General features: G+C 61.9%; 13 protein-coding genes and 1 riboswitch. Of the genes, 11 read left to right on the top strand and 2 right to left on the bottom strand.

The window, feature by feature from the left end; all coding sequences use genetic code 11:
* The first annotated feature begins 155 nt into the window (after positions 1–155).
* From IEX27_RS17400 to IEX27_RS17380, 5 genes are read left to right on the top strand one after another with little or no spacing between them, the layout of a single operon-like run.
* On the top strand, positions 156–1,655 hold the full coding sequence (locus IEX27_RS17400) for an ABC transporter substrate-binding protein (protein ID WP_188722358.1): 1,500 nt from the start codon (positions 156–158) through the stop codon (positions 1,653–1,655).
* 43 nt (positions 1,656–1,698) lie between these two features.
* The gene (locus IEX27_RS17395; RefSeq protein ID WP_244630434.1) at positions 1,699–2,649 is read left to right on the top strand and encodes an ABC transporter permease; all 951 of its coding nucleotides are present in this window, start codon (positions 1,699–1,701) and stop codon (positions 2,647–2,649) included.
* Positions 2,646–3,500 carry an ABC transporter permease gene (locus tag IEX27_RS17390; RefSeq protein WP_188722357.1) on the top strand — a complete coding sequence of 285 codons (855 nt, stop codon included), beginning with the start codon at positions 2,646–2,648 and terminating at the stop codon, positions 3,498–3,500. Before IEX27_RS17395 ends, IEX27_RS17390 begins: the two co-directional genes overlap by 4 nt.
* The gene (locus IEX27_RS17385; protein ID WP_188722356.1) at positions 3,497–4,306 is read left to right on the top strand and encodes an ATP-binding cassette domain-containing protein; all 810 of its coding nucleotides are present in this window, start codon (positions 3,497–3,499) and stop codon (positions 4,304–4,306) included. Before IEX27_RS17390 ends, IEX27_RS17385 begins: the two co-directional genes overlap by 4 nt.
* Positions 4,303–5,046, top strand: coding sequence for an ABC transporter ATP-binding protein (locus IEX27_RS17380; protein WP_188722355.1), 744 nt, complete (start codon positions 4,303–4,305; stop codon positions 5,044–5,046). Before IEX27_RS17385 ends, IEX27_RS17380 begins: the two co-directional genes overlap by 4 nt.
* Here the strand turns inward: IEX27_RS17380 and IEX27_RS17375 are convergent.
* Positions 5,043–5,300 (bottom strand): hypothetical protein, encoded by a 258-nt coding sequence (locus IEX27_RS17375; RefSeq protein ID WP_188722354.1) that lies wholly within the window; start codon positions 5,298–5,300, stop codon positions 5,043–5,045. The genes IEX27_RS17380 and IEX27_RS17375 overlap by 4 nt on opposite strands.
* A 175-nt stretch (positions 5,301–5,475) precedes the next feature.
* The gene (locus IEX27_RS17370) at positions 5,476–6,165 is read right to left on the bottom strand and encodes a fumarylacetoacetate hydrolase family protein (RefSeq protein WP_188722353.1); all 690 of its coding nucleotides are present in this window, start codon (positions 6,163–6,165) and stop codon (positions 5,476–5,478) included.
* A 221-nt stretch (positions 6,166–6,386) separates the two neighbouring features.
* Here IEX27_RS17370 and IEX27_RS17365 point away from each other — a divergent pair, with 221 nt between their 5' ends.
* The 6 genes from IEX27_RS17365 to IEX27_RS17340 all read left to right on the top strand — a co-directional run bounded on the left by IEX27_RS17365 (position 6,387) and on the right by IEX27_RS17340 (position 13,863).
* Positions 6,387–7,391: an ABC transporter substrate-binding protein gene (locus tag IEX27_RS17365; protein WP_188722352.1), complete on the top strand. Its 1,005-nt coding sequence runs from the start codon at positions 6,387–6,389 to the stop codon at positions 7,389–7,391.
* A gap of 2 nt (positions 7,392–7,393) precedes the next feature.
* On the top strand, positions 7,394–8,212 hold the full coding sequence (locus IEX27_RS17360; protein WP_188722351.1) for an ABC transporter ATP-binding protein: 819 nt from the start codon (positions 7,394–7,396) through the stop codon (positions 8,210–8,212).
* Positions 8,209–9,096, top strand: a complete 888-nt coding sequence (locus IEX27_RS17355) for an ABC transporter permease (RefSeq protein ID WP_244630428.1) — start codon at positions 8,209–8,211, stop codon at positions 9,094–9,096. The genes IEX27_RS17360 and IEX27_RS17355 overlap by 4 nt, the downstream gene beginning before the upstream one ends.
* A 60-nt stretch (positions 9,097–9,156) precedes the next feature.
* Positions 9,157–9,837, top strand: a complete 681-nt coding sequence (locus IEX27_RS17350) for a GntR family transcriptional regulator (protein ID WP_188722350.1) — start codon at positions 9,157–9,159, stop codon at positions 9,835–9,837.
* Positions 9,834–10,664, top strand: coding sequence for a sulfite exporter TauE/SafE family protein (locus IEX27_RS17345; protein ID WP_188722349.1), 831 nt, complete (start codon positions 9,834–9,836; stop codon positions 10,662–10,664). Before IEX27_RS17350 ends, IEX27_RS17345 begins: the two co-directional genes overlap by 4 nt.
* Positions 10,665–10,724: 60 nt before the next feature.
* Positions 10,725–10,927: riboswitch (cobalamin riboswitch) on the top strand.
* Positions 10,928–11,022: 95 nt separating this feature from the next.
* The gene (locus IEX27_RS17340; RefSeq protein ID WP_188722348.1) at positions 11,023–13,863 is read left to right on the top strand and encodes a ribonucleoside-diphosphate reductase subunit alpha; all 2,841 of its coding nucleotides are present in this window, start codon (positions 11,023–11,025) and stop codon (positions 13,861–13,863) included.
* Positions 13,864–13,883: the final 20 nt, after the last annotated feature.

Raw genomic sequence — 13,883 nt, 5'->3', positions numbered from 1 at the left:
ATAATTGCGTGAAGAATGAGATTGCGCGAAAACCGCTTCTGGTAGAACCTGTTTGCCTCGCGGGTCGCGGAGGAAATGACTACATTCACCTCCACATAGTCTGGCGCCCGGTTCTGGCCGGGTCGCGGGGGTGGAAGACACGAAGGAGACATGAGATGACGCGTAGACAGAGTTGGGCTGGCTGGGGTGCCGGAGTTGCCACGGCCATGATGCTGGTGCTGGGCAGTGCCCAGGCGCAGGAGGCAAACCCGAACGCCACCATTCGTATCGGCTCGCTCTATGAGCCGCAGAACCTCGACAATACGGCCGGTGCCGGTCAGGGCATCAGCGAGGCCTTCAATGGCAATGTCTATGAGGGCCTGTTCCAGCTTCTGGACGATGGTTCTGTGCAGCCAAGGCTTGCGGAGGATTATTCCGTCAGTGAGGACGGCCTCACCTATACCATCAAGCTCAAGTCGAACGTGACCTTTCACTCCGGCGATCCGCTGACGGCTGCTGATGTGAAGCACAGCATCGAGCGCGTGACGGCAGAGACCTCCAAGAGCTCGCGCAAGAACAGCCTGGCCAACATCGAGAGCATCGAAGCGCCGGATGACGCCACAGTGGTCATTCACCTGAAAAGCCGCTCGATCTCGCTGCCCTATAACCTCACCTATGTCTGGATCGTCAACGACGCAGCCGCGGACCTTACCTCGGCAGCCGACGGCACCGGCCCCTACAAGCTCGACTCCTGGCGTCGCGGCTCCAGCATCAGCCTCGTTCCCAACGAGAACTACTGGGGCGAAAAGCCGAAGAACGGCGGCGTGACCTACACCTACTTCACCGAGGCCACGGCTCTCAACAACGCGCTGCTGACCAACGCGGTCGACATCATCACCAGCGTGCAGAGCCCGGACTCGCTTGCCCAGTTCAAGGACAATCCGTCCTTCACCGTTTCGGAAGGTGCTTCGACGACCAAGGAAGTGCTGGCCTTCAACGATCGCGTCGAGCCCTTCAGCAACACCAAGGTGCGCAAGGCGATCACCCGTGCGATCAACCGAGAGCAGCTGCTGAACTCCATCTGGGGCGAGTACGGCACGCTGATCGGCTCGTTCGTGCCGCCGACCGACCCGTGGTACGTCGACCTGAACGATGTTGACGCCTACGACGTGGAAAGCGCCAAGCAGCTGCTGGCCGAAGCGGGCTTTGCCGATGGCTTCAGCTTCACGCTCGACACGCCGAACTACGACCCGCATCCGATCGTCGCCCAGTTCGTGCAGAACGAGCTCGCAAAGGTCGGCATAAAGGTGAACATCAACATCATCACCGCCAACGAGTGGTACACGAAGATCTATCAGGCGCGCGATTTTGAGGCGACGCTGCAGGAGCACGTGAACCATCGCGACATCGTGTTCTACGGCAATCCGAACTTCTACTGGGGCTACAACAATCAGCAGGTGGTCGATCTGATTGCAGGTGCTGAGGCGAGCGCCACGGAAGAAGAGCAGGTGGAAAAGCTGAAGGAAGCAAACCGCATCATCGCCGAAGACGCTGCAAGCACCTGGCTTTATCTCTATCCGCAGATCGTGGTATCGAGTGCTTCGGTAAGCGGGTATCCGGTCAACGGACTGAACTCGCAGTTCTTTGCCTATGATATCGTGAAGCGCGGGCAGTAGCCGGCAAGGCGAGCCGCGGAGGGAGGGAGTTATACTCGCTTACATTCTTCGGCGGCTTGCCATCCTTGTTTTTTCGCTGCTGGTTGCCTGCGTCGTCCTCTTCGTGCTTCTGCGGCTCCTTCCCGGAGACCCGGCGAATGCCCTGCTCTCGGTTGGAGCCGATGAGGCGCAGATCGCGGCAGCCCGGCGGCAGGTGGGTTCCGACCTGCCGCTGCCCCAGCAGTTCCTGCAGTTCATCACCAGCCTTGCGCAGTTTGATCTCGGCACGTCCTTCGTAAGCCGTACGTCGGTGCTGGACGAGATCATGGCGCGGCTCGCCGTCACGGTGCCGCTGACGCTACTCTCCTTCCTGCTGGCGATCGTGGTTGCCGTTCCGCTCGGCATCATCGCCGCCGTCAAGGCGGACCGCTGGTATGGCGCGGCAATCTCCGTGGTCTCACAGCTGGGCATCGCCATCCCCGTGTTCTGGGTCGGAATTCTTCTGGTTACCGTCTTTGCGGTGAACCTGCGGCTCTTCCCTTCCGGCGGTTTCCCGCCGCAGGGATGGAACGCACCGCTTGAAGCGCTCAGAACGTTGTTCCTGCCGATCATCACCATCGCCATCGTGATGTCCGCCTCGCTGTTGCGCTATGTTCGCTCGGCCACGCAGGACGTTCTGGGCAGCGACTATCTGCGCACGGCGCGCGCCATGGGCTCGGGCTTCGGCGAGGCGCTGGTGCGTCATGGCATCCGCAATGGCGCGGTTCCGGTCGTGTCGATCCTAGGGATTGAGCTCGCCACCACACTGCTCGGCGCAGTTGTCGTGGAACGCGTCTTCACGCTGCCAGGCCTCGGCTCCATGCTGCTGCTCGCCATCGAGCAGCGCGACTATCCCAACATTCAGGGCGTGCTTTTCATCTCCACACTGCTGGTTCTGCTGATCGGCTTCCTGGCCGATCTCGCCCAGCGGTTCATCGATCCGCGCCTGCGGGAACGCTCGGGGAGCCAGCCATGACCGATGTTCTCGAAACCACGCCACCCGCACGCCGCACATCCCGCTCGCTGACGCTGAGCGTGGGGCTGGTGCTGGTGGGCCTGCATGTTTTCGCGGCCATTCTCACCCTCATATGGACGCCTTACGAGCCGACGGCCATGACGGGCGGACGGCTGGAAGCGCCGTCCTTGGCGCACTGGGCGGGAACAGACCGGCTCGGCCGCGACCTCTTCACCCAGATCATGATCGGATCGCGCATCGCCCTCTTCGTGGGAGCTGGTGCAGTCGCCATCGCCTCGCTGATCGGTGTAACGCTCGGTGTGCTCGCCGCCTTCGCGACGCGGACACTTGATGACGCACTGGCAGCGACCTTCGATATCCTGATCGCCTTCCCAACGCTTCTGCTTGCCATGCTCGTAGTGGCGGCGACGGACAGTGCCAGCCTCTTCTCGGCAATCCTGGCGCTGGGCATTGCCATCTCGGCCATTGTCGCGCGGCTGACCCGCATCCTGGCCAAGCGCGTGCTGGCGATGGACTACATCACCGCCGCGAGGACGGCGGGCTCGTCCTGGGCCAGCATCGTCTTCCGCCATGTGCTGCCCAATATCTGGCCGACCTTGTCAGTAAACTTCGCACTGCAATTCGGCATCGCGATCATCGCGGAAGCCTCCCTCTCCTATCTCGGCCTCGGCGCACCGCCGCCCAATTCTTCCTGGGGAAGGCTCCTGCAGGAGGCGCAGGGCACGGTCTACACCGCACCCTTCGGAGCCGTCGCTCCCGGCCTTGCGCTGGTCTCGCTCGTCATCGGCATGAACCTGCTGGCTGACGGTCTGCGCGACATTGGCGATCCGACCCGGAGGGGCCGCCGATGAGCCTGCTCAAGATCGACAAGCTTACCATCCGCGCGGGGGGACAGGCGCTGGTAAAAGACATGTCACTCACCATCGAACCCGGCGCACGCGTCGGGCTGATCGGCGAATCCGGTTCCGGCAAGTCGTTGACGGCTTTCGCCGCCGTTGGCCTGCTGCCCCAGGGACTGGAAGCAAAAGGTTCGATCCTCCTTGACGGCGTTGAGGTCGTGGGAGCACCGGAGGAGACACTTCGCCCGTTGCGCGGCAGTGCCGCCGCCTTCGTGTTTCAGGAGCCGCTGACCGCGCTCGACCCGCTCATGAAGATCGGTCGCCAGGTGGCCGAACCCATTGCCCGACGTCGCCGCCGCGAAGGCAAGTCCGCCAAACGCTCCGAAATTGTCGCCGAGGTGCGCCATTATCTTGAACGCGTCGCCCTGCCCGACATCGACCGGATCATGAACTCATACCCGTTCCAGATTTCCGGCGGCCAGCGCCAGCGCGTGGCGATCGCCATGGCGCTCGCCTGCCGCCCGAAATTGCTGATCGCCGACGAACCCACGACGGCGCTCGACGTGACCACGCAGGCGGAGATCCTTGAGCTTCTCTCAACCCTCGTGCGCGAGGAAGGCATGGCGCTCCTCTTCATCAGCCACGACCTGCCGGTGGTGGCCAAGGTGGTTGAGGAAGTAACCGTGCTGCGACGCGGCGAGATCGTTGAACAGGGTCCTGTCCGAACCGTATTCGGCTCGCCGCAACATGAGTACACGAAAATGCTGGTCAATGCCGCGGCGGCTTTCGACCGTGCGCTGGGAGAGCCCGTGCAATGACGTTGATCTCCGTCGAAGCGATAGCCTTCAGCTATGGCCGCAAGCCCGTGCTGCACGACGTTTCCTTCACCGTGAAGAAGGGCATAAATCTTGGGCTCGTGGGTGAGTCCGGCTCAGGCAAATCCACCATCCTGAAGCTGCTGCTCGGCCTTGAGCGTCCAGCCAGCGGCGCTATCCGCTTCCAGGGCGAGACGCTGAACTTGCGGGACCGCGAGTTCATGCGCCGCTACCGCCGTTCGGTGCAGGCTGTGTTCCAGGATCCCTATTCCTCGCTTGACCCGCGCCAGACAGTCGAAGCAATCATTGCAGAGCCCTTACGCGCGCTGAAGATTTCAGGCGACCACCACGCGGCAATCGTGCAGGCGCTTGCCGACGTGGGCCTGCCGGCCGACGCCATCTCACGCTATCCGCACGAGTTCTCCGGTGGCCAGCGCCAGCGCATCGCACTTGCGCGTGCCATCGTCGCGCGGCCCCAGCTGGTGCTGGCCGACGAAGCGGTAAGCGCGCTCGACCTCTCCACCCGTATTCGCATTGTAGAATTGCTGAAGGAGCTGTCGCAGGCGATCACCATCCTGCTCGTCTCGCACGATCTCGGCGTCGTCGCCGCACTCTGCGAAGAGATCATCATTCTGGAAAAGGGCCGGATCGTGGAGGCTGGTCGCACGGCCGACATCCTCGCCAACCCGCAGCATCCCTACACGCGCAAGCTGCTTGCCAGCGTGCCCCGCATGCCGGCTTAATTCTTCAGCAAGCCATTTAGCTGATCCTGCTCCTGCTCGCCAACCAGCACGCATTTGTAGCGAACGCGCAGAACGTTCTGGCCCTTGTAGGTTGGCTGGTGCGAGTCTCCAGCTGCGCGGATTTCAGCCTGTTTCCTGCACTCGGCAGCTGAATAGACACCCAGAGACGCGGTTTCTATCGCTGCTGTCTCGATGCCTGAAGCAGGCGGCAGGAAATAGATCGCGACAAGGATTGCGACGAGTGTCTCGGTCATGCGGGTGCGTAGGTCCTTCGCATCAAATTGCGTGTGGGGAGTACCCGCTCGCGCGTGTCATGCACAAGGGAAATGTTTGCTCCCGCGCCGGGACGCTGTTGCGCGACAGAGAAAGGCACGAGCTGACGGCGACGACAGTCGCAATCAGCTCGCAGCGCGATCGTTACTGATGCGATCAGCTGAGCGGTTCGCCGATCGACACCGTAAGCGAGGAAAGCCCGTCGAAGGTTGCGACCAGCTCGTCACCCGGCACCACCGGACCCACGCCACTTGGCGTACCGGTCAAGATGACATCGCCCGGCGCCAGCTCGAAGAACTCCGATAGCCGCGAAATGATCTCCGGGATCTTCCAGATCAGCAGCGAGATGTCTGACTCCTGCCGCGTCTCGCCGTTGACGGTCAGCTTGATCTTGCCCGTGTTGAGCTTGCCGGTTTCCGTGACCGGCGTGATCGCGCCCACGGGAAAGGAATTGTCAAACCCCTTCGCGATCTCCCACGGCTTGCCGTTGCCCTGGATGTCGCGGCGGGTCATGTCGAGACCGACTGCGTAGCCCCAGATGTGGTCTTCGGCCGCTTCCGGCGAAATGTTGCGTCCGCCCTTGCCTATCGCCAGCACAAGCTCGACCTCATGGTGGTAGTTCGAGGTTTGCAAAGGATAGGGAATTGTCGCCCCATCGAGCACGACGGAGTCCGCCGGCTTGCCGAAGAACAGCGGCGGGTCACGATCGGCGCTGCCGCCCATCTCCTCCACGTGCGCCACATAGTTCCGGCCAATGCAATAAACTCTGCGAACGGGAAACAGCTTGCCCGATCCGGCGACAGGAATGGTCGCCTGCTTGGGCGGATCGATAACGTAGTCACTCATCGATAGATCTCCTCCACGTGACGCATGGCATCACGAACGGCATGTCCGGGACCCAGCGCGTGCGCGAAGGCTAGCATGTATGATTTTCAGATCAACCGAGATCATACATTATTTTATCCTTGACACTCCGTCATGTATTCCAGAAGCTCTACTTGTACTGGAGGAGGAACCAGTCACACAGCCGAGAAAAGATCAGCGATAATTTCATTCGGGAGGAGAGAATGAACGCTTTCAAACGCATCGGCATTGGCCTGGCGTTGGCAGTCACAGCCGCGTCGGGTGCATGGGCGGAAACATCGGAACTCACGGTGGTTTTCCCCAACCCATCCGCGATCAACAACTATCCGCTGCACGTCGCCATCGGCGAAGGCTATTTCGAGGAGGAAGGCCTCAAGATCAACGTCGAGATCGTCAATGGCTCGGCGTCGGTGCTGCAGCTACTGGCATCCGGCCAGGCCCATATCGGCCAGCCCGGACCCGCGCCGCTGCTGAACGCCCGCGCCCGCGGCGAGGACGTGGTCTTCATCTACAATCACTTCGCGAAATCCGTCTTTGGCCTCGTCGTACCGGATGAATCGCCGGTGAAGACCCCCGCTGATCTCAAGGGCGTGACGATCGGCGTCGGCACGGCGGATGGTGCGGAAGTGGGCTTTGCCCGCAGCATTCTGACCGACAACAACCTCAAGGAAGGCGAGGATTATGAGTTCCTGGCCATCGGCGATGGCGGAACCGCGGTTGCAGCCTTCGTGAACAAGGAAGTCGGCGCCTATTCGGCAGCCGTGTCGGATGCGGCCATCATTTCCGCTCGCGGCATTCCGCTGCGCGAGATCACGCCGGAGCCTTACCTTGAGTATTTCGGGAATGGCTATGCGGTCACCCGCGCATTCCTGGACGACAACAAGGAGACGATCACCAAGTTCGGCCGCGCTCTGGTGAAAGCCACCAGATTCGGGCTGGATCCGGCCAATCGCGAGACGGTGCTCAAGCACGTGGCAGCTTCAAACCCGCAGGAGAGCGAGGATCCGGCCTTTGCCGAAAATCTGCTGACGGTGGTGCAGGACCGTTCACAGCCGGTCAAGAAGAGCGACCCGCTCGGCTACCAGCCGCCGGAAGCCTGGCAGAAGTGGCAGGAGAGCCTCGTTGCCAGCGGCGACCTCGAAAAGCCGTTCGACAATCTCGAAGAAGCCTACACAAACGAGTTTGTGGAAGCCTGGAACGCCGATTGAGAATGACCCAGGCAGTCCAAACGGCCATCCAGGCGTCGGCAGAACGCCTGGGGCCACCCGTCTATCAGCTCAGGAACGTCACCCGCTCCTTTGCGGCCGGAAGGATCAAGGCGCTCGATCCGGTTGACCTTGATCTGCGGGAGGGATCGTTCTCGGCCGTCATCGGTCCATCGGGCTGCGGCAAGTCCACCCTTCTGAAAATCATGGCGGGGGTCACCCCGCCTACCACCGGCAGCGTCATGCTCTACGGCTCGCCCGTGGTCGGTCCCCGCACTGAAATCGGCATGATGTACCAGCAGGCCACCCTGTTCCCGTGGCTCACGACCATCGAGAACGTCCTGCTGCCGATCAAGATCCGCGAGGGAGCGGCGGCCGCCACAGCGAAACGCGAGCAGGCGCAGGCGCTGCTCGACCTTGTCGGCCTCACCGGCTTCGAGAATGTCTATCCCAAGCAGCTCTCCGGCGGCATGGCGCAGCGCACTTCCATCTGCCGGATGCTGATCACCGAGCCGCAGGTGCTTCTGCTCGACGAACCGTTCTCGGCGCTTGACGAACTCGTCCGCGACTTCATGAACATAGAGCTCCAGCGCATCTGCATGTCGCGCAATGCCACCGCGCTGCTCATTACCCATTCCATTCCGGAGGCGGTGCTGCTTTCCGATACCGTCTACGTCATGTCGCCCCGACCCGGCCATTTCGTCGAGGCAGTCGACATCGACCTGCCGCGGCCGCGCACGCTCGACATGATGACCTCGCCGGAATTCGGCGAATACGTCCGCCACATCCGCAACCGTCTGGATCTGGAGGCTGCTTCAGCATGACCATGGCAACGGAACGCGACCTGGGGCGGCCCGTCACCGTCGAGCCCGCCTCGTTTCCCGAAACGGTCTGGACCGAGAAGGTCACCATAATCGATCTGATCCCGCGCAGCGTCGCGATGATCGGCCTGCTCGTGATCGTGCTCACGCTCTGGTGGTCGGTGCACCACTTCCAGATCGTCTCACGCATCATCCTTCCGTCTCCGCAGGAGGTGGCCGCCGACATCATCTTCGTCGGCAAGAACCTGCTTTCGGGCGGCTATATGCTGGCGGCTCTCTGGATTACCACCAAGGAGATCCTGTTCGGCTTTGCGATCGCCATCGCGATCGGCTTCACGCTCGGCGTCATCGTCGGCGAAACGTCCTTCGGCGAGCGGGCGCTGCTGCCCTATCTCGTAGCGATCGACACCATGCCGAAGGTGGCCTTCGCACCGCTCTTCCTCGCGTGGCTCGGTTTCGGCATCGGCTCCAAGGTGGCGCTTGCCGCCTTCATCGCCACCTTTCCCATAGTGGTGGGGACGGCTGCAGGCCTCCATGCCTCCGACGAGAATGCCCGAATGATGTTCAAGAGCCTTGGCGCCACCCGCTGGCAAACGCTCTTCCAGATGAAGATCCCGACCGGCCTGCCCCACATCTTCACCGGCCTCAAGATCGGCGCGGTAGGCGTGATGGCGGGCGCGATCACCGCCGAATTTCTTGGCGGCGGCAAGGGGTTGGGAGAGCTCATCCGTGTGGCCGCAAGCCAGCTGCAGACGCCGCGCGTCTTCTCGCTGATCCTTTACCTGAGCGCGCTCGGCTATCTCCTGTTCTGGCTGGTGGTTTTCGCGGAGCGAAGAATCGTCTTCTGGCACCGATCGACGGTTGCTGGTATCGAGACGCGGCATTGATGAGCAGGGGTAAGGGCGGGAACATGCGTGTCGGTGGCTAGCTCAACGAAAGCCGCGCAAGTGAAACGAAACGAACGCGAGACCACCGCGACGATCGTCTACAACGCGCTGAAACAGGACATCGTGCAGGGTGTCCTGCCGCCCGGCCACAAGCTCCTGATCGATCAGATCAGCGAACGTTACGGCATCGGCACGAACCCGGTTCGGGAAGCGCTGAACCGCCTGTCATCGGAGCGGCTGGTGGAGCGGGTGGACCAGCGAGGTTTCTCGGTGCCGCCGATCTCGCTTGAAGACTTTCGCGACATCGTGAACACCCGCTGCTGGGTGGAGGGCAAGGCGCTGGAAGAGTCCATCAAGAACCGCACGGAGGCTTGGGAAGACGCGATCATTCTCGCCACCCACAAGCTGAAGAATACGCCGATCCACTTCTACGACGGCAGCAATGCTGACGATCCTCAGCCTGACAACAGCCTGTGGGAAGAGCGCCACCGCATATACCACCGCGCGTTGATCGCCAATTGCGGATCGAAGCATCTGCTGCATTTTGCCGACGAACTGATGCTGCTTGCCGAGCGCTACCGCTTCATTTCCATGGCAAACAGCTATCCGCGCCGCAACAGCGTGGACGAGCACCAGGCGATCACCGATGCCGCACTCGCCGGGAACGTGGGGCAAGCCGTGGAAGCCCTCCAAAGCCAATACCGGCTGACGCTGAAGATTTACGAAGAGATCATGTCATGATGGGGTCTGTCGACCTGCAGACCCTGTTCATCATCGCCGTTCTCCTGCTGATCGCCGGTGCTGCAACCGGGTTCCTGGCGGGCCTGTTCGGCGTTGGCGGTGGGGCGGTTTCGGTGCCCGTGCTCTTCGAAACCTTCTCGTTCATGCAGCTTGCCGACGAAGTGCGAATGCCGCTTGCCGTTGGCACGTCGCTCGCGCTGATCATCCCGACCTCGATCCGCTCGGTCCGTGGCCATTTCAAGCATGGGGCCGTCGACCTCTCCGTCCTGCGGACATGGGCGGTGCCCATCCTCGCCGGCGTCGTCATCGGATCGTTCATTGCCCGCTACGCCGATCCCTGGATCTTCAAGGTGGTCTTTATCGGCGTTGCCGGCCTTGTATCGGTCAGAATGTTGCGGGGCGCAGGCTGGCGCGTCTCCGAAGAGATTCCGGGCAAGCCCGTCATGAGCGTCTACGGCCTCGTGATCGGCCTCCTCTCCTCCCTCATGGGCATTGGCGGCGGGGCTCTCTCGAACCTTGTGCTTTCGCTCTACAGCACGCCCATCCACCGGGCGGTTGCAACGTCCTCAGGCGTAGGCGTGCTGATCGCCGTTCCGGGCACCATCGGCTACATCCTCGCAGGCTGGGGAAAGCCGGCGCTGCCCTTCGACGCGCTCGGCTATGTCTCGCTGCTTGGCCTGATACTCCTGTTGCCAACGTCGATTCTGACGACGCGTCTTGGCGTCCGCATCGCGCACAGGCTGGAAAAGCGGAAGCTGGAAGTGCTCTTCGGCCTATTCCTCCTCGCCGTCTGCCTCCGCTTCGTCTACGCGGTTGCGTTCGGGTGATGTCCGCAACATACCGCGGGATAACTGGCCCAACAAATTGACAACCTTGCACCGATGACATCAATATATTGTTGTTACGGTCTTCCGTGCCACCCGGTTCGGAAGCTAAGAGGGAAGCCGGTGACCTATGGGATTCCGGCGCTGCCCCCGCAACTGTAAGCAGTGAGTTTCTGTCGATCCTGCCACTGGCGCCAAGGCGCTGGGAAGGCTGACAGAAGCGTTGACCTGTGAGCCAGGAGACCTGCCGTGACGCATTGTTTCGAACCTCGGGCGGGGTGTCCCGGTGGTGCGCATTGCTCCGGCCTCCGCTGGCTCGACTGCGTCCGCCCTCCCCGTCCGTCAACGACACGGGGATATCATGTCGGCGACGTCCATACTTCAGCATGAGGAAACGAGCTTCGTTCCTCTGTCCGCAAAGCCGGACGAAATCATTTTTCACGAGCCTGGCTATCACATCATCCGGCGCAATGGAGCCATCACGCCCTTCGATGCACGCAAGATCAGCGTAGCGCTGACGAAGGCCTTTCTGGCCGTGGAAGGGTCGGCAGCCGCAGGCTCCCGCCGGGTCCACGAGGCAGTTGAGGAGCTGACCGAACAGGTGGTTTCCGCGCTCATGAGGCGTTCCGGCGAAGGCCGTCTCTTCCACATCGAGGATGTGCAGGATCAGGTTGAGCTCGCGCTGATGCGCGGCGAACACCACAAGATCGCCCGCGCCTACGTGCTCTATCGCGAGGAGCGTGCCCGTGAACGTGCGCAGGAGAAGGCGGTCGAGAGCCTAGCGACACCGGCGATCAACATGACAGCCGAAGACGGTTCACGCCGCCTGCTGGATGAGACGCGACTTGCCGCAATCATCGAGGAAGCCTGCGAAGGCCTCGATGCGGTTTCAGCCGCTCCGATCCTGACTGAGACCCGGCGCAATCTCTACGACGGCATCACGCAGGACGAGCTGTCGCTCGCGCCCATCATGGCAGCACGAACCCTGATCGAACAGGAGCCGAATTACGCTTACGTTGCCGCCCGCCTGCTCATGGACCGGCTGCGCCGCGAAGCGCTGACGCTGGTTTCCGACCGCGCCGAACAGGCGACGCAAGCCGAAATGACAACGCGCTACGCAAGCTACTTTCCGGAATTCATCCGCACGGGTGTCGAGGCGGGTCTTATCGATCCGGAGCTCTCGCGCTTCGATCTCAAGCGCATCGCCGCCGCCCTGAAGCCCGAGCGCGACCTGAACTTCCAGTATTTGGGCCTCCAGACGCTCTATGACCGTTATTTCCTGCACCGGCAGGGCAAGCGTTTCGAGCTGCCGCAGGCCTTTTTCATGCGCGTCGCCATGGGGCTCGCCGTCCGCGAGGTAGATCGCGAGGCGCGCGCCATCGAGTTCTACGATCTGCTGTCGTCCTTCGACTTCATGGCATCGACGCCGACGCTCTTCAACTCCGGCACCACGCGGCCACAGCTTTCGTCCTGCTTCCTGACGACGATCGGCGATGACCTCGACGCTATATTCAAGGGCGTCAAGGACAATGCGTTGCTCGCCAAATATTCGGGCGGCATCGGCAATGACTGGACGCAGGTCCGCGGTCTCGGCGCCCACATCAAGGGCACCAATGGCGAGAGTCAGGGCGTGGTGCCGTTCCTCAAAGTCGCAAACGACACGGCCATCGCCGTCAATCAGGGCGGCAAGCGGAAGGGTGCGGTCTGCGCCTATCTCGAAACATGGCACGTCGACATCGAGGAATTCCTCGACCTGCGCAAGAACACGGGCGACGACCGCCGCCGCACCCATGACATGAACACCGCCAACTGGGTGCCGGACCTGTTCATGGAACGGGTCGAGGCGGATGGAGAATGGACGCTGTTTTCGCCTGACGAGACGCCGGACCTGCACGACCTCTACGGTCCCGCCTTCCGCGCAGCCTACGAAGCCTATGAGGCGAAGGCTGCGCGCGGCGAAATGAAGGTCTTCCGTAAGCTACGCGCTGTCGATCTCTGGCGCAGGATGCTCACCATGCTGTTCGAGACCGGGCATCCGTGGGTGACCTTCAAGGACCCCTGTAACATCCGCTCGCCGCAGCAGCATGTGGGCGTGGTGCACTCGTCCAACCTCTGTACCGAGATCACGCTCAATACATCGAAGGACGAGGTTGCCGTCTGCAATCTCGGATCCATCAACCTCGTCAACCACATCAGCGGCGACGGTCTCGACATGGAGCATCTGGCGCGCACGGTGAAGACAGCCATGCGCATGCTGGACAATGTGATCGACATCAACTTCTACACGATCCCGGAAGCGCGTGCGTCGAACCTCCGCCACCGTCCGGTCGGCCTCGGCCTGATGGGTTTTCAGGACGCGCTGCAGAAGCTGCGGATCGCCTATTCCTCGCCGGAAGCGGTGGAACTTGCGGATCGCTCCATGGAAGCGATCAGCTACCACGCGATCTCGGCTTCGGTTGATCTGGCCGCCGAGCGCGGGCGCTATTCGAGCTTCGAAGGCTCGCTCTGGTCGAAGGGCATTCTGCCGATCGACTCGATCCGGCTGCTCAAGGAAGCCCGTCCGGGCGTCGATATGGACGAAACCTCGACGCTCGACTGGGAGAGCCTGCGCGAGCGGGTGAAGACCGTCGGCATGCGCAATTCCAACACGATGGCGATCGCGCCAACGGCGACGATCTCCAACATCTGCGGCGTGTCACAATCGATCGAGCCCGCCTACCAGAACCTCTTCGTCAAATCCAACATGTCCGGCGACTTCACCGTGGTGAACGCTCAGCTTGTGCACGACCTGAAGGCGCGCGGCCTCTGGGATGAGGTAATGGTGTCTGACCTGAAATATTTCGACGGATCGGTCGGCCAGATCGACCGCATCCCGGACGACCTCAAGATCCTCTATGCCACCGCCTTCGAGATCGATGCTTCCTGGCTGATCGAGGCTGCCTCACGGCGTCAGAAGTGGATCGATCAGGCGCAGTCACTCAACCTCTACATGGCCAATCCGAGCGGGCGGAAGCTCGATGAACTCTACCGCCTCGCCTGGCGCAAGGGTTTGAAGACCACCTACTACCTGCGCTCGAGCTCGGCCACCCATGTGGAGAAATCTACCCTCAAGGGCACGGACGGCAAGCTCAACGCGGTGACGGCAGCCGCGTGGGGCAAGGCCTGCGCCATCGACGATCCCGAATGCGAAGCCTGCCAGTGAGCAGAGAACAAGGAGAAGAA

Source organism: Nitratireductor aestuarii (assembly GCF_014641695.1).
In the GTDB taxonomy this organism is placed as follows: Bacteria; Pseudomonadota; Alphaproteobacteria; order Rhizobiales; family Rhizobiaceae; genus Chelativorans; species Chelativorans aestuarii.
Note: the sequence above shows the minus strand (reverse complement) of the source record. Positions and strands in the feature narration are given on the sequence as shown.